The organism is Vibrio aquaticus (genome assembly GCF_003970385.1).
In the GTDB taxonomy this organism is placed as follows: Bacteria; Pseudomonadota; Gammaproteobacteria; order Enterobacterales; family Vibrionaceae; genus Vibrio; species Vibrio aquaticus.
In genome coordinates this window covers 245705-264878 of record NZ_RXZH01000001.1, presented here as the reverse complement: position 1 = coordinate 264878, position 19174 = coordinate 245705, and the positions used below count along the sequence as shown (strand labels likewise).

The window sequence follows — 19174 nt, the reverse complement described above, 5'->3', positions numbered from 1 at the left end:
AGTGTTAAGCCCGTCATTTTAATTGTCTCCGTATTACCTATTATTTCTCAAAGAAAAATAAGAGGGTAATGTGAATGGTTCAGACAAAAGCTCAATGTGTCATATTTGATTGCGATGGAACGTTGGTTGATAGTGAGCGTTTATGCTGCCAAGCACTGTGCGACACTTTCCATCAGTTTGGCGCGAAGCTTACGGTGGAAGAAGCGGCCAGTCATTTTGAAGGTGGTAAGCTCGCTGACATTCTGAGTGCAACAAAGAAACGGCTAGGCGTGAATGTTTCTCTCGACAAGCTAGAGCCGATCTACCGTCAACATTTAGACCAATTATTCGAAGAGCAATTAGAGCCAATGGACGGTGTGTTCGAAACTCTCGACTTTTTAAAGCGAGCAGGTATCGAATATTGTGTGGCTTCGAATGGGCCGAGTGACAAAATTCAGAAAAGCCTCGAATTGACCGGTTTGTTACCTTTCTTTAACGGTAAAATATTCTCTGCATTTGATACCAACAGCTGGAAGCCAGAGCCTGACCTCATTCTTTATAGTGCGATGAACATGGGCTTTCGCTTAGAAGACTGTGTCTATGTCGACGATACCCCAAAAGGGTTGGAAGCTGGGGTCAGAGCTGGTGTCAAAACCATTCACTTGGTTGGGTTAAACGACAAAAGCCACGAGTTGGATTTACCCAAGATTCGTAGCTTAAGAGAGTTAGAAACCGTTTTTTAAAAGCGGGTTCATAAGTTAATGAGCAGGCAACGCTCGAAATGCCGCCTGCTGAAGACTCACTGAAACATGGGGAAGAGCAGGTTGTGTTGGCGTTATTTGGCTAACATCTTCAAAAAAAGAGCCACACTCTGCGCAGAGCATCTTATCACTTGCGGCCAATAAATATTCTTCACTACCGCACAGGGGGCAGCAAAGCACATCATCTTGCTTTGTATCGGTTGTCATAGGGTTTCTCCTAGCAGCAAAAATAAGATTAGTTGTACTGTCTTTTTATTATGTGTTTCAGGTTAATAGCATATTTGGCTATTTACAATTCTATTTTAGTCTAATCCGCACTCTAGACTCCCTCGTGGTTGAAATTACCAAAAGTTTGGGAAGCAGTTCATAGATTATTCCATAAGAAACTTCTAATGGAATGCCATTTCATATATGATGGTACGTCATTCCATATAGAGGTTTGATCCTGTGAAACGTTTCCTATTAATTCCACTTCTTACTTTACTCAGTGCATGCGGTGACCGTATGAAACCAAACGAGCAAGAGGTGGAGCAGCCAGTTAGAAGTGTCAAGTTCATCTCTGCTGAGTATCAAAATCATCAGCAAAATCGTAAGTTTGGTGGCGAAGTCAAAAGTGCCACAACATCCCCTCTGAGCTTTAAAGTTGGCGGTACGATTGAAGTTATCCACGTCAAAAAGGGCCAAAGAGTCAAGCAAGGCGACCTGATTGCAGAGCTAGACAAAGAAGAATTCAAACTCGCACTGGACAAAGCGAACGCTGCACTCGGCTCAGCCAATGCGGCGCATTTTCAAGCAAAAGACCAATTTGAACGTGCTAATAAGCTGAAGGAAAGGGGATTTGTTTCAGACTCTGAATTGCTGACTATCAAGGCTGATCTCGATGCTAAGGCACAACAAGTGAATGTTGCGTTGACTGATGTTGATAATGCGGCACTTAGCTTAGCTCGCACCAGCCTTTATGCGCCTTTCTCTGGTCAAATTAGTGCGGTCTTTCTCGATGAATTTACCAAGATCAGTTCCGGTACTTCAGTGACCGAACTGATTAACTCAAACGCATATCAAGTTGATTTCCTTGTGCCTGAGTCGCTTATCCAAGAGGTGAAGTTCGGTGAGCAACTTAGCGTATCGATCCCTGCGCTTAATGATCTTCCTCTTACGGGCATTGTCAGTGAGATTGGCGCTGTGGTTGAGAAAGGGAATGCCTACAGCGTGAGCCTGATGCTCGAAAATACCGGTGATCTACTGCGCAATGGTATGGGTGCGAATGTTAACTTTACGATTGGAAAAACACACGAAGAGGTGGTTCTATTGCCATTGACGGCGTTTAATTTCAGTGACAGTAAAGCTCGTAATGAAAAAGAGAACGCTGCAATTTTTGTCGTCAGCGAAGAGTTAGTGCTAGAAAAACGCTATGTACAAGTGCGACGCAATATCAACAGTGAGGTCGTCGTACTGAGCAACCTCAAAGAAGGTGAGAAGGTCGTGGTAGCAGGTATTCCTTACCTATTTGAAGGTCAGAAAGTGACACTTTGGAATGGTGTGTAGGGAGCCTTATCATGCATAAATTGACCCAGTTAGCGCTCAATTATCACCGCTTTACTCAAGTCTTTTTGGTGATGCTGCTTTTTATTGGCTATAAGACTTTTGTCGGAGCACCAAGCAAAGAAGACCCAGAAATTTTGATACGAAATGCCATTGTGGTGGCTCAGTTTCCTGGGATGTCACCCGAGCGTATCGAAAATTTTATCACGAAACCTCTTGAGCGCGAGATCAAGCAGATTCCAGAAGTGACGGATATAAAGTCTTTCTCACGTACTGGGGTTACACAAATCAATGTCACCGTTGATGATCAGTATTTTGATTTACAACCGATTTGGGACAACCTGCGCAACCGAATGGAAGCGATGAAATCTGAGTTACCTGATGGGACACAAGGCCCGTTTGTTAATGATGAGTTTGGTCAGGTTTATTCGGCGACAATGGCGCTTTATGGCGACGGTTACTCGCAAGGTGAACTGAATAAGATTGCTGAAAAGATACAAGATCGGCTCAACAGTACACCGACTGTGTCTCAAGTTGAACTTTATGGCGTCAATGAAGAGCGTATCTGGATTAAAGCTAAGCCAGATGCAATTGAAAATGAGAAGTTTCAGTTTAAGCAGGTAGTACAAACGCTTCAGGCTCGTAATGTCGTGCTGCCAGGTGGTGTGATTGAAACTGGCACGTTAGAAGTTGAGATAGAACCGACGGGTAACTTCCAATCCGTCGAAGATATTCTCAACCTTGATCTGTATGTTCGCGAACTTGATAACACGGTTTTCTTACGTGACTTAGCACACGTGTATCGAGGCTATGAAGAGCCGTTCAATACACCGGTTTACTTTAATAATCAGCGTTCAATCATCATTGCAGCTGCAATGGTCGGTGGCGCTCAGAGTGATCAATTCGGTGCCGACATTCAATCATTTCTAACAGAGGAACGACTTCGTTTACCTGTAGGCGTTGAACTCGAACTTGCCACATTCCAACCAGAAAAAGTGGACGTTGCGGTTTCCTCTGCCACGAACAACCTTTTGCAAACCATTGCTGTTGTGCTTGCGGTCGTGATGGTCTTCTTGGGTATGAGAATGGGCCTGATTGTGGGTAGCATCGTTCCATTGACCATCCTTATGAGCGTGATTGGTATGAGTCTGTGGGGTGTTGAACTGCAGCGAATGTCGATCGCGGCCATCATCATTTCATTGGGGCTTCTGGTCGATAACGGCATTGTGATTGCTGAATACATTAAAACCCAGATCTCTGAAGGGGTAGAGCGAAAAGAAGCGGCAATCGGTGCTTCAAAAACGATGGCGCTACCGCTACTGACGTCATCGCTAACCACCATCCTTGCCTTTATGCCGTTGTTGCTCGCGCAGGATGTAACGGGCGAATACCTGCGCTCTCTATCTCAAGTCATTACGATCGCACTACTGTGCTCTTGGTTCTTATGCTTGTTCGCGACACCAGTAATGTGTGTTTGGTTTATGAGTGATGAGAAACCGAAACAAAGTGCGGCCAATGAACGCGTAAAAAACGTTTATCGTAAGATAATCTCAACCGTACTGAGTTTTAGAATCAGTTTCATCGTTTCGATTCTGCTGGTGTTTGCGCTGGCGATTTATGGGTTCAAGTTTGTAACCGTGCAGTTTATGCCTGGTTCAGAACGAAATCAGTACTTGGTGTTTGTTGATCTTCCTGCTGGCACCAAAGTGTCTGAGACTGAGCGAGTTACCGGTCGACTCAATAGCTGGCTGATGGATAAGTCACAAAACCCTGATGTCATGAGCACGGTCGCTTACGTTGGCGACGGTGGACCACGATTCTTCCTTGCATTATCACCGATTGACCGCCAACCAAACCGAGCATTTATTGTTGTAAATACCAAAGATGCAGACAGCGCGTTGACCATGGTTGAGCGAACAAACGCATTTTTTGTGAGCAATATGCCAGAAGCTAGCGGGCAGGCGAAACAGATGTGGCTTGGTGGTACTGAACTTGGTTTGGTTGAATATCAGGTTGTGGGCGAAGACATTGAGACGCTACAAAATATCGCGGTGAAAATAGAGCAGCAACTACGTAAGGTGCCGGGGGCTGTTGGTGTTCGTAATGATTGGGAAAACAATGTTCCTAAACTGGTTGTTAACATTGATCAAGCTGCGGCGCTACGAGCGGGTGTGTCGAGTCGTGATATTGCACAGAGCTTAGACAGCTACTTGAGAGGTACGCAGATCACCAGTTATCGTGACGACTCTGATGTTATTCCGGTTGTGGTGAGTGGTAGTGACTCAGATAAGAAGATTGAAGAGCTGTTTTCTGCGCAGATCGTTTCAAGTGCGACAGGCTCTGCGTTGCCACTGATTCAATTCGCTAAGATTGAAGCCCACAGTGAGCCGTCAGTCATTCGCCGCTTTAATCTTGAGCGTACGATTACCATCAGTGTGAAACATAGTGAGTTACAAGCGAGTGAACTGAACAAGCTCGTTCAGCCAACATTATCAGAGTTAGATCTTCCGCCGGGTTACAAAATTTTACTTGGCGGTGAGCTAAAAGGTGCGAGTAAAGCTAACGGGGCTTTATTTGGCTACCTGCCACAGTGCTTTGCGGTGATGGTATTGCTACTTCTTCTTCAGTTTAACTCGTTGAGAAGACCTGCAATCATCCTAATGACGATTCCTCTGTCATTGATTGGTGCGTCGTTTGGTCTATTGATAATGGATGCCTACTTCACATTCCCAGCAATGCTTGGCATTTTCAGTTTAGCGGGCATCATTATTAATAACGGTATCGTATTGATTGACTGTATTGAACAGCAAAGAGAGAGCGGGTTAGGAGTAAAAGAATCTGTTATTGAAGCGTGTGTGGCTCGCTTTAGGCCGATTGTGATGACAACCCTAACGACCATTCTTGGCTTGATCCCATTGGCGATTTCAGGAGGGGAGTTCTGGTACTCGATGGCGATCGTGATGATCTTTGGTATGGCCGTTGGAACCGTGCTGACATTGGGTGTGGTGCCGGTGTTATACAGTTTGTTCTTTAGAGACAAACAACCAGTCGCTCAACCAGCGTAAACAAAAAAAAGCCTGCGAACATCGCAGGCTTTTCTTATTTTAGATAAGAATTACTTCTTCTTACCTTGAATAACTTTGTCTTCTTCCGTTAGTTCACGGATGCGGCGGCTGATATCACGGCGCTCTTTCGAGATTTCTGCGCTTTTGATGATGTGATCATCAACACGGTCTTCGTAGTCCGCTTTCATGTTCTTGATGATGCCAACGATTTCGTCAGTGCTCATGTCTGAATTAATGTAGTCTAGTAGGTTGTCTAGAAGGTCAACACGTTTGCGGTTATCCCGAACTTTCTTTTCGTTGTCGATAAGTTCACGCTTTAGTTTGTTCTTACGGCGTGCTTCTGCAACGATCTCAAATACACCACTCATAGGTCTCTTTCCCTAACTTTTGATTAACTACCGATGATTAAATCACAACATCTAGTGTTATAACAGTCTTTAGATCAATCATTACAACGCGTTGACGCTTTTATCACCGATCTCTCAATCGGCAATTGAGCACACATCAGTAACCATATATGATTTGAGCCATGTTAGTTAATTTGAAGCGCGACTCATGCGTGAATCAACAATCATTTTTCCTCGCTCTCCTGAAGTGAAAGAGCACCCAGCAAGTAAACTGGTCAACGCGTACAAGAAAGAGCGAACACATCAAGAAATAACCGAAGTCGAGCTTAACCGTGCAAAGATCGCAGTTGTGGATGAGCACGGTAACGTAAAACGAATTACAATTTTGGCTGAGCATTAATTGCCTGACTAAAACAATAAAAAGATGAGGAAACGGTATGAACATTGAGCTAACCCCTGTTGAAGCGCGAGTGATTGGCTGCTTAATTGAAAAAGAAGTAACTACGCCAGATTACTACCCACTGACGTTAAATAGCTTAACGACAGCATGTAACCAAAAGAGTAATCGTGAGCCGGTAATGGCATTGACGGATTCTGATGTTCAACAGGCGGTTGATGCGCTTATCTCTCGCCGTTTGGTTAGTGATGAAAGTGGCTTCAATAGCCGAGCAAACAAATTTCAGCACCGTTTTTGTAATACTGAGTTCGGTGACCTTAAGCTAACTAAGCAAGAAAAAGGCATCGTTTGTTGTATGTTGCTTCGTGGCGCACAAACGCCGGGTGAGCTAAGAACTCGAACCAACCGTCTCGCGGATTTTACGGATGTAAAAGAGGTGGAGATGGTCTTGGACAAAATGGCTTCACGCGAAGAAGGTGCGCTGGTCGTCAAATTGCCGAGAGAAGCGGGCAAGCGAGAATCACGATACATGCACCTATTCAGTGGTGAAGTCGACATTGAAGCGTTAGCGACTGCATCAACGCCCGTAACTTCTGCTGGAACGGATCGCATTGCACAGTTAGAGCAAGAAGTTGAAGAACTAAAAGCTGAACTTGCTGAACTACGTTCAATGGTTGAACAATTACAACACTAATGGAAAAGAATCCGTCACCAAAAACGGATTGGTTCGTCTATTTGATTAGAATGCCAAATAACGCGCTTTACTGCGGAATTACAACCGACGTAGAGCGCCGCTTTAATCAGCATTCAACCGGGAAAGGGGCAAAGGCCTTACGAGGTAAAGCCCCTTTGACCTTAGTCTGGAGCCATGGTGCGGGCCATTCTCGTAGCACTGCCTCGAAAATTGAATATCAGGTTAAGCAACTCAAAAAGGCACAAAAAGAGCGTCTTATTGGTGGCGTAGCCTCCTTGGCTCAATCCATAGATTTAACTAATATCGAATAATTAACCACCAGCTTTTGAAATATGTATTAACCTTGATAATGAAGGGATAAATCTCTACGGAAGGTTAATAACATTATGAATAAAATAACTAAATTGTCAGTAGTGGCTGGCTTGATAGGCTTTTCATCGACTTGTCTTGGTGCAAGCGTGATTGCGGATGGCCGCGGTAATGGTATGGGTAACACTGGCGTCACTAGTGCAGACTACTTACTTGCTCCTTTTTATAATCCAGCGCTAACGGCGGTCCATCGCGACAGTGACTCGTTTGGCATTCTCGTACCTGCAATAGGTTTGACGGCAAGAGACACAGACGAGTCACTCCAAACCATTGATGATCTTCAAGATACCATCACTGCGTTCGAAAACAGCGGCAGTAATGATCCAGCCATTGCCACCGAACTCAACAATTACCTAACTCAACTTTCAGATGACAAACCCTTAGCCGTTACTGGCGGGGTGGGTATTGCAGTTGCCTTTCCGATTAATACACTCTCCGTTAATGTCTTCACCAGAGGCTACGCCGAAGTGGTCGCAACGACAGCAATAGCGCCAAACAATGGTAATGCCGTAGGCGATGTGCAAACCCGATATGAGAACTCAGAAGTCGACATGATTGCGTTTGGATACTCAGAGTTTGGTGTCGCCTTGGCAAAACGCATGGATATAAAAGGGCACGATGTGTCATTTGGTGTGACGCCTAAGTATCAACAACTGAGAACCTACAAGCAGAACCTTTCTGTCGAAGATTTCGATATTAGTGATTACGATGAAAGTGAAACCAACAAGAACGCGTTCAACATGGACTTGGGGGCCGCGTGGTTACATGAATTTTATCGTGTTGGCATTGTGGTGAAAGACCTATTCTCAAAAGAGATTGAAACCTTGGATGTCGGCAGCGGTAAAAGCACGTATAAACTGGATACACAAGTTGTGATTTCTGGCTCTTATGCGATGGAGTATTTCGTCGCAACCGTTGATTTTGATTTGACCAAGCAAGAACGTTTTACGGACCTCAATGATGATACTCAGTATTTAAGGCTCGGGGTTGAGGGAAATGCGTTTGGTTGGGCGCAGTTGAGAGCGGGTTATGAGATGGATCTCGAAGATACGTTAGATGACTCGTTTACTGCCGGTATTGGTATCAGCCCTGGCGATTTGGTCAGCCTAGATTTTGCCGGCAGTTATGCTGGAGACAATCAATTTGGACTTTCAGGCAATTTGGCTTTTACGTTCTAGATAGGTTTCGGCATAATAGAAAAGCTGAGGTAAATGAATGGCTTGAGGCTCAAAAGCCTTACCTCAGCTTTGTATTTATAAATCAAATTATACAAGGCTTAAATATAATAAATACAAGTTGGTATGGTTGATCAAAAGAGAATGCTGCATGTCTAAATTGTTACCTTTATCTATCTTCGCTTTATATTCAGCAACGTCAATGGCACACACGACCCAAGTGCTCAATGGTTATTGGCAATACGATGAATATTTAGAAGCTCACCCTAAGCAAAAACAGCTTACCCAAGAGTTGACTGAGGTAGTACGTGGTTATCCGACCCCACTGGCTATTGGTCAAAAGGAGCCAGTGACGATTTCCGTTGTGTACCCCGGACAACAAATCTCTGACTATTGGATTCGAAACATTAAAGCGTTTGAGTATCGCCTAGAAAAGCTCGGCATCAATTATGAAATCAACCAAGTATTTACTCGCCCTAATGTCGATGTACGCCAGCAAAGCTTGTCGTTGCTTGAAGCGGTACAAAATAACTCCGATTATTTAATTTTCACGCTCGACACGACACGCCATAGAAAATTCATTGAGCATGTATTGAGCTCAACGGATACCAAGCTGATTTTACAAAATATCACCACACCTGTAAGAGCGTGGGCTCAACAGCAGCCATTCATGTATGTTGGCTTTGATCATATCAAGGGCACGCGTATCATCGAATCCTACTACAAAGAGAAATTAGAGTCAGACAGCCGCTATTCGGTGCTCTATTTTTCTGAAGGCTATGTGAGTGATGCTCGTGGTGATACGTTCATCGAAGAAATGAGTCATCATGACAATTACAAGCTCTCTTCTTCGTTCTATACAAAGGCAACACGCGAATCGGGATACAACGCAGCGAAAACCGCCATCAAGAAAGACCCTGACCTGAAATTTATTTATGCCTGCTCGACGGACGTTGCCCTTGGTGCGGCCGATGCGTTGAACGAACTTGAGCGTGGAGACATTATGCTCAATGGTTGGGGCGGGGGAACAGCCGAGCTTGAAGCTATTGCCAACAAAAAGCTAGATCTGACGGCAATGAGAATGAATGATGATACGGGCATAGCGATGGCGGAAGCGATTAAATGGGATATCGAAGGGCGCGATGTGCCGAATGTTTATTCCGGTGACTTTGAACTCGTGACCAGTGAAGATAGTGCAGAGAAGCTTGAAAAGCTGAAACAGCGTGCGTTTAGGTATTCTGATCTGTAATGCGGTATTGGTTCTCACAAGGCACTAAGAGCCGGCTAGCAACAATATTGACCAACTCTATTTTCTTGGTAATCGGAGTACTGATCATTGTGATGGTACTGCAAAACTATCAAGTGAATAGAGAGGTGGTGTCACAAGAAGTGGCCCGAACAAAACAACAAACCCAAAGCTTGGTTCAGGAAATCTTCAACCTCAGAGTAAAATCGTTAGAGATTCAACAAGACAGCTATAGTCGAAATAGGGTACTGCTTGAAGGATTGATGAGTAGCGATAGCTCAGCGTTAGACCGTTTCTTTAACGGTATCGACCAGGTTTCCCCTGACTTTGCACCCGATTTTCGTTTTATCTACCGAGATGGCAGGATCGCATGGGATGATGCGAATTTTCCTTTCTATGGTATCTCTGACAAACAGATCCTCCACCTTAGCGGAGATATGGTTAGCGGTAATGATTGGCATATCGCGCAAACCCCATCAAGCATGGGCATGCGTTATCTAATGATGCGCCGTACCGCGATCATCAACCTCTATACCGGTGAAGTTGTGGGCTTTCTTTTCATTGGTGTAGTACTGAATAATAACTTCTCTTTGGTCAACGCTATAACACAAGGAGGTAACGCAGATGAGATACTCTTGGCGGTTGGCTCTCAAGTGATTGCGGCCAGCACTAAAGATGAAGGGATTCAACATATCGAATGGTTAGAGCAATCATCGAAGTCATTGAATGCCAGTCGCTATATGGTGTCTCGGACCGATCTAGTGATCAACAGTATTCCTACTTTCTTATCGGTTTATACCATTCAAGATAACCAGCATGTGGTTCGCTTTGTACAGAGCCACTATGTATGGATTGCGGTCGCAAGTTTACTCATCCTCTGTATTGCACTGTACACCCGTATTTGGCTTGGAAAACGTGTATCAAAAGAGCTTAGGAGCTTAATGAGCTATACGGACACGTCAATTCAAGAACAAAAGGTCCGTGATTTTTCGGGCTCGACCATCGAAGAATTTCATCAAATTGGTAATTCGTTCCAACGTTCCTTTAAGCGACTAAATGAACAAGAGAAACAATTTGCTGACCTGTTTAACTTCTCGCTCTCACCAATCACGTTATGGGACATTAACGGCCGTCTATCGCGCTTTAACCCTTCAGCTGAGCGAAGTTTTAAAAGTTCAGATTCGCAACAAGCGTTAATCGAAAGTTTGCAGCCGCATATTAAGATGTGTGCCAAAGGGGCCACACTGACTGGTATTAACACGACCATTGCCAATAAGACGTTTCGCTGGAATCTGTCGCCGATCATTAATGATGGAGAAGCCGTGCAAATTATGGCCCAAGGCCAGGATATTACGAGTTTTATCGAGGCAGAGAAGCAGAGTGAAGCGGCGCGTGAAGAAGCGGAAGAGTCCGCGCGTTTACGTGCCGATTTCTTAGCCAAAATGAGCCACGAGTTACGAACGCCGTTGAACGGTATCTTGGGTGTGTCTCAGCTATTAAAAGATAAGATGGAAAGCCCGCAAGATATTGAACATATGGAAGTGCTTTGTCACAGTGGCGAACATTTGTTGGCGGTACTCAACGATATCTTGGATTTTTCGAAGATCGAACACGGAAAATTCCATATCGAGAAATCCGCCTTTAGAGTGGTGGAGCTCGCCAATGCAGTAGAGAAGATCTTTACACCACTTGGTGAAAGTAAGCACGTTGGCTTGCAAGTCACCAACCGAGTGGGTATTGACGCGTGGGTGTTCAGTGACCAAGTGCGTTTGAATCAGATCTTATTTAACTTAGTGAGCAATGCGGTCAAGTTCACTCATCATGGTTCGGTAGAAATGTTGATTGATTCTTTCACTCGAGAAGAGATGAGTTATCTTAGCATTGAAGTACGAGACACTGGTATTGGTATAGCGGAAGAAAAACTGAAAGACATTTTCGAACCGTTTGTACAGGCTGAATCAACCACCACGCGCGAATATGGAGGCAGTGGTTTAGGGTTAGCGATTGTCCGCAGCTTAGTCTCCATAATGGATGGTGATATCGAGCTTGAAAGCCACGTAGGTCAAGGAACCTGTTTTAAGGTGATATTGCCGATTCAAATCCGACTCGACAAAGCCTTTAAGCCTGAAAAGCAGGGGCTGATTGAAGAGCCTTCAAAACTGTTTGATAGTCAGATCCACGTATTGCTAGTCGAAGACAACCATACCAATGCATTTATCGCAAAAGCGTTTTGTGAAAAATATGGGATGAAAGTTACTTGGGTCAAAGATGGCATCAATGCGATTGAGTTTCTGAAAAAAGACAATGATATCGCGTTGATTTTAATGGATAACCAACTGCCAAGTTTAGGCGGTATCGAAACCACCAGTATCATTCGTAAAGATCTTTGTCTACAAACGCCTATCTATGCGTGTACGGCAGATGGTATGCAAGAAACAAAACACTCGTTCCTAAGGGCAGGGGCGAACTATGTGATTGTGAAGCCAATCAGAGAGATTGCACTCAATAAGGCGTTTATTCATTACAAGAAGAATTACTACCACTTATTTGAGCTTGGTTAGAATAAGAAAGGGCTGTCATGAGACAGCCCTTTGTGTTTCAGATTAACGTACATTTAGTCACGTGCGAGCTTTTGATGCGCTCGAGAAAAGTGTCCTGCACAGAAAGCGCCAACAATTGAAAGCTCACCCGCTAAACACAGTACCGCAGCGACTTCAGCTAACGCCTTTGCTTTGCCATTGCCATAAAGATTCATGAGCTCTAAACATGCTTTCTGAGAAGGCAAACCAGTCCCACCACCAACGGTGCCAACCATTAAATTGGGCAGTGTGACACTGGCGTATAGACCACCTGATGGATTAACTTCCATACGGGTAATACCAATAGCAGACTCAGACACACATGCTGCATCTTGACCGCACGCAATATACAGAGCTGCGAGCGCATTGGCGTAATGAGCGTTAACACCAATACTGCCACTCAATGCCGCGCCAGTGGTGGTCACTTGACCAAAACGCGCCATCTTTTCAGGTGTAGTGTGAAGGTACTTTTCAACGAGTTCACGGCTAATGTGTACTTCTGCCGTGACTTTTTTACCACGTACATGACGGAGCGTATGGCTATTGGCTTTTTTATCGCCTGACAAGTTGCCATCAAGAAACGCTTCGACTGGCGTATAAGGGGAGTTATCCAAAATAAAATGGAACACTTCATTAGTGGCGATCGTGACCATGTTTTGGCCTGATGCGTCACCTGTCTGATACTCAAAAACGAGATAGACGTGGTTGCCTTCAATGTTGACATTGATATCGTTGAGCTTTCCGTGAGAAGTGGTCGACTCAGCGATGCGTTTGAAGTGTTCAAACTGTGTGACGATCCAAGCAACGAATTGCCCCGCATCAATCAGAGAATCAAACAAAAAGACCGGAGTACGAGTGACGCCTTCGTTGAGCAGCATAGCACTGGCTCCACCGGCGGCGGTAATCAACTGTGAACCACGATTGTAAGAGGCAACCAAAGCTGCTTCTGTTGTTGCCAGAGGCACTAAATAGTCATCATTGGCGTGTATGCCGTTCACTCGCATAGGGCCAGCGACACCAACAGGAAGTTTGACCGTGCCAATAAAATGCTCGATGTTTTTATTATAAAGTTCGGCATTGTCTTGAGTCTGAGGGTCTAGCAAGACCGATTTATCGGTGAGCGTTGATAGTTTATCCCAACGTTTCGCTAATGCTTTATCTGAGATATAAGGACTCGGCGTCAATCTAACTTGTGGACGCTGGTGCTGAGAGCTGAGCTTTTGTTCTAATTGGGAAGGGCAGTCGTCTGGTTCTAGAAATGGTGTTGTATTTCGATGAGAAAGATTAAGTTTCGGCATTAGGACTTAAAGCGATAAATTTGTCTGCATTCTAACGTATAGCGGTTGGAACACAACGACTGTTTAATGGATTGCTACAATTTAGATAGGGAAAGCTTGAATACACGCTAAACATGAATGTCTAGTAACGACCCGATCATCTCTTGATCGCGCTGCATAACGTTGGTTCCAATACGCGAGTATTGATTAGAAGTATTGAGCTTGGTCAGGGATTCGATTTGAGAAGGTGAGGGTTCAAAGTTGAATTCAACTTTGTTGAAGTCGTAACTGTTGTCTTTCGGGATAGAAAGTTCACGTTGACTCTGTTGGATTTCAAGCGCAGCTTCTTCGGCCATCTTCGATGACATATCAATAATCTGATAGCCTGGCTGAACTGATGAGACTGACATATACACCTCCGCTTACTTATAGCTTAATCGTAGGAAAGCGGTTGAGCAAGTTTCGACTATGCAAACAGACTTGAGATAAGCTGTAACTCTTCATTAGTCACTAGAGATTGGTTCTCACCCTCTAATTCATTATTGATTGCGCCTTTTAGCATGCGCAGTTGCTGTGGTGTGAGCTTTTTGATCTGAGCTCTCATTGCTTCAAACTGTTGCTGACTCATAGGACCCCCTACATGAAACTGGCCTGACTGACGTCGAAGGTAAACATTCGCACATCGGTAAGATTTATCTGACTTAAATTTTATGGAATACAGTACAAATTTTGTCCGAGTAATGTCAGGCAATGTAAAGAGTCGGTGAAGGCGTAATAAGTGGCGACAGGTGAAATTGAGCAGCCAAATATGATTTATCTGGCTGCTACTTAGGAGAAACAATGGAGTTATTGAGGGGAGTGATCCACTCGCACAGCGAATTTACTGGCAAGAGAGTGGAGTTCTGGCAGCATCCGATAAATAAGGTGGAGCTGCTGTAGAACCATGCGAACTGAACTATCGTCTTCATCACGCCACTCTGATAGGCGTTGTTCTAGCGCTTCATCATTAATATGGCTGGTATCACAGCTGTCACTGTGTTGGTTCAATTGAGCGAATAGAATATCAAGGTGCTGGTGGATCACTCTATGCGCATCAAGAATCAGCTTGTGTGTGGCCTCATCGGCGATTTGCGTACGGTGAGCACCAAGCGCAGAGATATAACTGAGCAGTGCATGATTTAATGTTAAGAAGCGGTAGCTTTCATCCACCGCAGATTGATAGCGACCTGGTTCGGCTAACATGGTGCTGATTGCATTAGTCAGAGTGGCATCTTGGTTGTGAGCGCTGCGGCGTGAAATACGGTAGCTGAGGCTGTCTTTCTTACCGATTCGATACTGACCGATAATTTGAGCAAGGTAGTTCTTGTTTGACTCAATCGCATCCGCCATGACTTTGTGCAGGCGTTTGGATTGCCAATCAGGCAGAATCAATGCAACAGCAGCGACCGCCAACGCACAACCCACTAGCGTATCGGCTAATCTTGGCAACACAACGGCATAGCCTTCGCCGAGCTGATTAAAGCAGAACAGGACTAACACAGTGATAAAACCCGTCGCGTAACCATAATTCGCAAGCCGGAATGCAAAGAAGGCCACCCCAGACACAACAATAAAGACTAACTGGCTTTCCTGTGAAGGAAAGAAGGTTAACAACGGGACACCAATTAATAAGCCAGCAAAGGTGCCTACGACACGCGCGACCAGTTTTTGACGAGTCGCGCTGTAGTTGGGCTGGCAGACAAACAGGGTCGTCAGTAGAATCCAATAGCCTCGTTCGATTTCAAATAGTTGGATAAAGCCGTAACCAAGGGTCAAGGCGATAGACATTCTCACCGCATGACGAAACAGCATTGAGTCCTTAGAAAAGTTAGAACGCACGCGTAGCCACATGGCCTTTATGGAGTGCGCGTCAGTGTCATCTAATACACCTTCTTCAAGCTTATTCGTGTCTGGGTTATTGACGTTATTAAGCTGCTTTTCTACCGTTGCAAGATTATTAAACAGATAGCCTAATTGACTCAGAAGCAGACGCCAATGAGGTTGTTTTTGCGACTCTAGATAGTTAAGAGAGTTTTGCAGTTCATCCAATGCAATGATCGAGTCATCGTTATGTTGATACTCTTTACCCAGTAAGATGGCTTGAGCAATATCGCGACAAGACCGGGCTTGTGTCTCCATCAAGTATTTAAAGCGGAACATCACATCTGAACGTTCAAAGTGATCCGCTAGCTCTTGGTATCGATAGTGGGTCGAACTGATACGTTCATGGATATCTTGCGCTAAGAAATAAAGGTTAAGAAAACGGTCACTGGCGCCGTCAACGTGACCACGCTTAGAGCGGCTTAAAAACGTTGCTTTGCACGAGTTTAAGGCGTTAACCGTCGAGGCGTTGAGTTTGGCTTCTGCAATTCGGTAGGGTTGAGGCTGCATACCGGTCACAGGATGAAAAAGCTGACTCTTAGAATCAAAGTAGTTGGCAAGTTGCAAAAAGACATTAGCCAAACTTTGCTGAACAGGTTGCATCGGCCAGAAGGCGTGCCAAATCATCGAGACGAGGTAGTACCATGCGGCACCGGTAAGCAACATTAAAGGTTGGAACCAGATATTAGTACTTTCATGGGCGCCTAACATCGCGTATATCGCAATAAGCAATGAACCAAATGCAATGCTGGCGTAACGTGGGCCAATCGCCCCTAGCATGATGAAACCGAAGGTAGAAGTAAATAAGCCTAAGGCAAATAGCCAAGGCGTATTGAAGAGTAACTCGATAGAAAATGACGCAATCGCAAAACAGACCAGTGTCAGTAGCTGAGCTTTTAACCGCCCCGTGAAGCTGTCGTCACTTTCAGCCAATGCCGCGGCTATGACACCAAGGATTAAAGGAATGATCAGCGAGTTAAGCTGTAAATACCATGCAGGAATCACGACCCCTAAAAGGGTCACTAAGATAAGCAGGCTGTAGTTGATGGTTTTATTCGCCCAATAGTGGCGGAGCTGACTGTAAAAATTCACTTCAAATTACTTTTAACCCAAGAGTGACAGCAATGTACCGTTATGCTTATCGTAACGCGCTGATCCAAATAAAGATATAGGTCTGTTTGTTTATATTTCACTCATTCCTACCCTTGACTCCGATAAAAAATGCGAAGCGAGACAAGAGTCGCTGCTCATTCAATAAATTCACCGTTTGAGTGCCTGAAAAATAGTCGTCTATGCGATATCAAGCAATGGTTTTTGCTTTAATATGTCAAAAGTAAAATCAATTGGGTTATTATGCCGACAAGGGAACATTAAGGCTTATCAATCATGCAGCTAACAGCAAACAAGACTGCACAGTTTTTCATTCAACGTGAATACAACCAAATAGAGATCGCTCAAGACTCACTGATCTTAAATTCAGAAACCAGCCAAGAAACCATTCCTTTTAACGTTTGGAGTGGTCGAGTTCAGGTAAAAAATGGCTTGTTTTGGGGAAGCTTGCTCTTTTACGCTCACGCGGATCAAGATTCAGAGCAAGCATGGCTTGTGCAAGGCCTGCCTCAAGAAAAGTGCCGAGAGTTTGCTCGATATGCTGTTGCCACGTATCAACAGTGGCATAAAAAGCAATGCGTGCAGCTTTTAGAATACCTGCCTAAATGGGAAGAGAGCTTACATCGCATTCAACTGCAACCTTCATTTTTGACTCATTCGGTAACCGAACAGTGGCGAGACTCCTTATTGAACGATATTCAAGTGATGGAAATGAGCCTTGAAGATGCCACGCTTCGCATGCCTAAGCGAATGGAAGTCATTGAGCCCTGGATCACGGAAACTGGCACTCAACTTAAAGAGCGCAATGAAGAATGGATGGCCAATGAGTTAGAGAATTGGCAAGTGCTGTTCTCGCAAATTGAATCGTCTCCTCTTAATCTCAGCCAGAAACGCGCGGTCTTACTCAATGATGATCATAACTTGGTATTAGCAGGGGCTGGCTCAGGAAAAACCAGCGTACTGACGGCTCGTGTTGCGTATTTACTGCAGAGTCATATCGCTCAAGCCAATGACATTCTGATGCTGGCGTTTGGTAAAGATGCCGCTGCAGAAATGAAACAACGCCTCAGTGATAAAATTGGCAGTGCAACTGATGATGTGCGTGTGAATACCTTCCATCAGCTCGGCCTTTATATCCTCAATCAAGTCGAAGGGCAAAGAGCGACTATCTCTCCTTTAGTGTCGGATGATAATCAGCGTCATCATTGGTGCATCGATTGGTTAAAGAAACACTGGATGACCCCAACTAACTTTAAACGTTGGCAGAAACACTTGTCTAAATGGCCAATCGCTTATCTTAAAGGGGATGAAGAGCTCGGTAGCCATGTCGAAGATCCTAAATTGATCGCCTGGCTTGAAAAACAAGTGTCGCAACTCGCGACCATGGGGCTAAGCAAAAAAGATTTACAGCAAAATTTGGTTGAGAGCCCGGATTATACCCGTTTAAACAGCGAATTAGCGTTAGTGTGGCCATGCTACCAAGCGTGGCAACAACAGCTGAAAGAGCAAGGGCATATTGATTTCAACTTGATGATTTCCAAGGCAACTCAATATGTGAAAAGCGGAAAGTTCACCGCGCCTTGGCGATTTATTATGATTGATGAATACCAAGATATTTCGCCACAGCGCTTAGAGTTAATTGAGGCGCTGTGTCATCAAAGTAAGCAGGACAGCTGTGTGTTGTTTGCTGTCGGTGATGATTGGCAGTCTATTTATCAATTTGCCGGTTCAGATGTGGATCTAACCACAGGCTTTGCTGAACGCTTCCCACATTCGACGGTTCACTACTTGGATACCACGTATCGCTTCAACAATATGATTGGTGAAGTAGCAAACCGATTTGTTCAACAGAATCCGGCTCAGCTTCCAAAAGCACTAAATAGTCATAAAGAACAAAAATCGAAAGCAGTGACTCTTATCCCGAGTGCTAATGTAGAGAAGGTACTTGATCAGCTCAACCGCGCGGCGAAATCTCTTCAAACGGTGCTGTTGTTAGGCCGTAATCATTACCACAAGCCGGAACTGCTTAGTGATTGGAAAAACAGCTATCGCTCACTCAATATAGAGTTTATGACGTGCCATTCAAGCAAAGGCAAAGAGGCCGATTTCGTGATTTTGTTATCGGTTGATGAAGGTCAGTTCCCAGCCAGAGTAAAAGCGCTCCACCTTAGCGATGCGCTAACGAAATCGAGTGACGACTTTGCTTACGCTGAAGAACGCAGACTGTTCTATGTCGCTTTAACTAGAGCCAAGCGAAAAGTCTGGATCGCACATACCGGAGCAGGGTCGAGCTTTGTCCACGAGCTTGTTAACGAATCGTACCCAGTAGCCGTACAAAAATAACGAAGAGGATGCCATGAGCGGACAATATTGCATTGTACTTACTACAACGGATAACAACGAAAATCGCCAAGCTATCATCGAGCAGGTCCTAACGAAAGGGTTAGCCGCTTGTGTTCAAACCATGCCTATCGAAAGTCATTACGTATGGAAAGGGCAAGTTTGCCAAGAGCAAGAAACCTTGTTGATCATGAAAACCAAAAAAGCCTGTTATGCAGAGCTTGAACAGGTCATTGTTGAGAGCCACAGCTATGAAACGCCTCAAGTGGTCCAAGTTCCTTTTGTCGAGGGCTTCAACCCCTACTTAGCTTGGATAGAACAGAACACCCGTTGCTGAAACCTCAGTATCACTAAGCTAAGTTAGTTACCAAAA

The 19174-nt window shown here is 44.6% G+C and carries 17 protein-coding genes; 11 read left to right on the top strand and 6 right to left on the bottom strand.

Annotated features, from left to right (window positions below):
* Positions 1 to 74: 74 nt before the first annotated feature.
* On the top strand, positions 75 to 722 hold the full coding sequence (locus tag EJ063_RS01085) for an HAD-IA family hydrolase (RefSeq protein ID WP_126572161.1): 648 nt from the start codon (positions 75 to 77) through the stop codon (positions 720 to 722).
* 15 nt (positions 723 to 737) lie between these two features.
* Here EJ063_RS01085 and EJ063_RS01080 read toward each other — a convergent pair whose 3' ends face one another.
* Positions 738 to 947, bottom strand: coding sequence for a hypothetical protein (locus tag EJ063_RS01080; RefSeq protein ID WP_126572160.1), 210 nt, complete (start codon positions 945 to 947; stop codon positions 738 to 740).
* A 297-nt stretch (positions 948 to 1244) separates the two neighbouring features.
* On the opposite strand from EJ063_RS01080, the gene EJ063_RS01075 reads away from it, so the two are divergent.
* On the top strand, positions 1245 to 2285 hold the full coding sequence (locus tag EJ063_RS01075; RefSeq protein WP_126572159.1) for an efflux RND transporter periplasmic adaptor subunit: 1041 nt from the start codon (positions 1245 to 1247) through the stop codon (positions 2283 to 2285).
* Positions 2286 to 2296: 11 nt separating this feature from the next.
* Complete coding sequence (locus tag EJ063_RS01070; protein ID WP_126572158.1) at positions 2297 to 5347, top strand: efflux RND transporter permease subunit; 3051 nt, start codon at positions 2297 to 2299, stop codon at positions 5345 to 5347.
* A gap of 50 nt (positions 5348 to 5397) precedes the next feature.
* Here EJ063_RS01070 and EJ063_RS01065 read toward each other — a convergent pair whose 3' ends face one another.
* On the bottom strand, positions 5398 to 5715 hold the full coding sequence (locus tag EJ063_RS01065) for a DUF496 family protein (protein WP_126572157.1): 318 nt from the start codon (positions 5713 to 5715) through the stop codon (positions 5398 to 5400).
* A gap of 187 nt (positions 5716 to 5902) precedes the next feature.
* Here EJ063_RS01065 and EJ063_RS01060 point away from each other — a divergent pair, with 187 nt between their 5' ends.
* The 6 genes from EJ063_RS01060 (at position 5903) to luxQ (ending at position 12136) form a co-directional block, all read left to right on the top strand.
* Entirely contained in the window at positions 5903 to 6094 is a 192-nt protein-coding gene (locus EJ063_RS01060) for a hypothetical protein (protein WP_126572156.1), read from the top strand.
* Between the two features lie 37 nt (positions 6095 to 6131).
* Positions 6132 to 6785, top strand: a complete 654-nt coding sequence (locus EJ063_RS01055; protein WP_126572155.1) for a YceH family protein — start codon at positions 6132 to 6134, stop codon at positions 6783 to 6785.
* The gene (locus tag EJ063_RS01050; protein WP_126572154.1) at positions 6785 to 7096 is read left to right on the top strand and encodes a GIY-YIG nuclease family protein; all 312 of its coding nucleotides are present in this window, start codon (positions 6785 to 6787) and stop codon (positions 7094 to 7096) included. The genes EJ063_RS01055 and EJ063_RS01050 overlap by 1 nt, the downstream gene beginning before the upstream one ends.
* 75 nt (positions 7097 to 7171) lie before the next feature.
* Complete coding sequence (locus EJ063_RS01045; protein ID WP_126572153.1) at positions 7172 to 8332, top strand: conjugal transfer protein TraF; 1161 nt, start codon at positions 7172 to 7174, stop codon at positions 8330 to 8332.
* A 148-nt stretch (positions 8333 to 8480) separates the two neighbouring features.
* Positions 8481 to 9578 (top strand): autoinducer 2-binding periplasmic protein LuxP, encoded by a 1098-nt coding sequence (locus tag EJ063_RS01040; RefSeq protein WP_126572152.1) that lies wholly within the window; start codon positions 8481 to 8483, stop codon positions 9576 to 9578.
* Positions 9578 to 12136: a quorum-sensing autoinducer 2 sensor kinase/phosphatase LuxQ gene (gene luxQ / locus EJ063_RS01035; RefSeq protein WP_126572151.1), complete on the top strand. Its 2559-nt coding sequence runs from the start codon at positions 9578 to 9580 to the stop codon at positions 12134 to 12136. Before EJ063_RS01040 ends, luxQ begins: the two co-directional genes overlap by 1 nt.
* A 53-nt stretch (positions 12137 to 12189) precedes the next feature.
* Here the strand turns inward: luxQ and EJ063_RS01030 are convergent, their stop codons facing one another.
* From EJ063_RS01030 to yccS, 4 genes are all read right to left on the bottom strand, one after another.
* Positions 12190 to 13452, bottom strand: coding sequence for a hydroxymethylglutaryl-CoA reductase (locus tag EJ063_RS01030; protein ID WP_126572150.1), 1263 nt, complete (start codon positions 13450 to 13452; stop codon positions 12190 to 12192).
* A 107-nt stretch (positions 13453 to 13559) separates the two neighbouring features.
* Positions 13560 to 13841, bottom strand: a complete 282-nt coding sequence (locus EJ063_RS01025) for a hypothetical protein (RefSeq protein WP_126572149.1) — start codon at positions 13839 to 13841, stop codon at positions 13560 to 13562.
* 56 nt (positions 13842 to 13897) lie between these two features.
* Complete coding sequence (locus tag EJ063_RS20960; RefSeq protein ID WP_167469854.1) at positions 13898 to 14059, bottom strand: hypothetical protein; 162 nt, start codon at positions 14057 to 14059, stop codon at positions 13898 to 13900.
* 218 nt (positions 14060 to 14277) lie between these two features.
* Entirely contained in the window at positions 14278 to 16443 is a 2166-nt protein-coding gene (gene yccS / locus EJ063_RS01020) for a YccS family putative transporter (protein WP_126572148.1), read from the bottom strand.
* Between the two features lie 294 nt (positions 16444 to 16737).
* Here yccS and helD point away from each other — a divergent pair, with 294 nt between their 5' ends.
* Positions 16738 to 18804, top strand: coding sequence for a DNA helicase IV (gene helD, locus EJ063_RS01015; RefSeq protein ID WP_126572147.1), 2067 nt, complete (start codon positions 16738 to 16740; stop codon positions 18802 to 18804).
* 13 nt (positions 18805 to 18817) lie between these two features.
* Entirely contained in the window at positions 18818 to 19138 is a 321-nt protein-coding gene (gene cutA, locus EJ063_RS01010; RefSeq protein ID WP_126572146.1) for a divalent-cation tolerance protein CutA, read from the top strand.
* Positions 19139 to 19174: the final 36 nt, after the last annotated feature.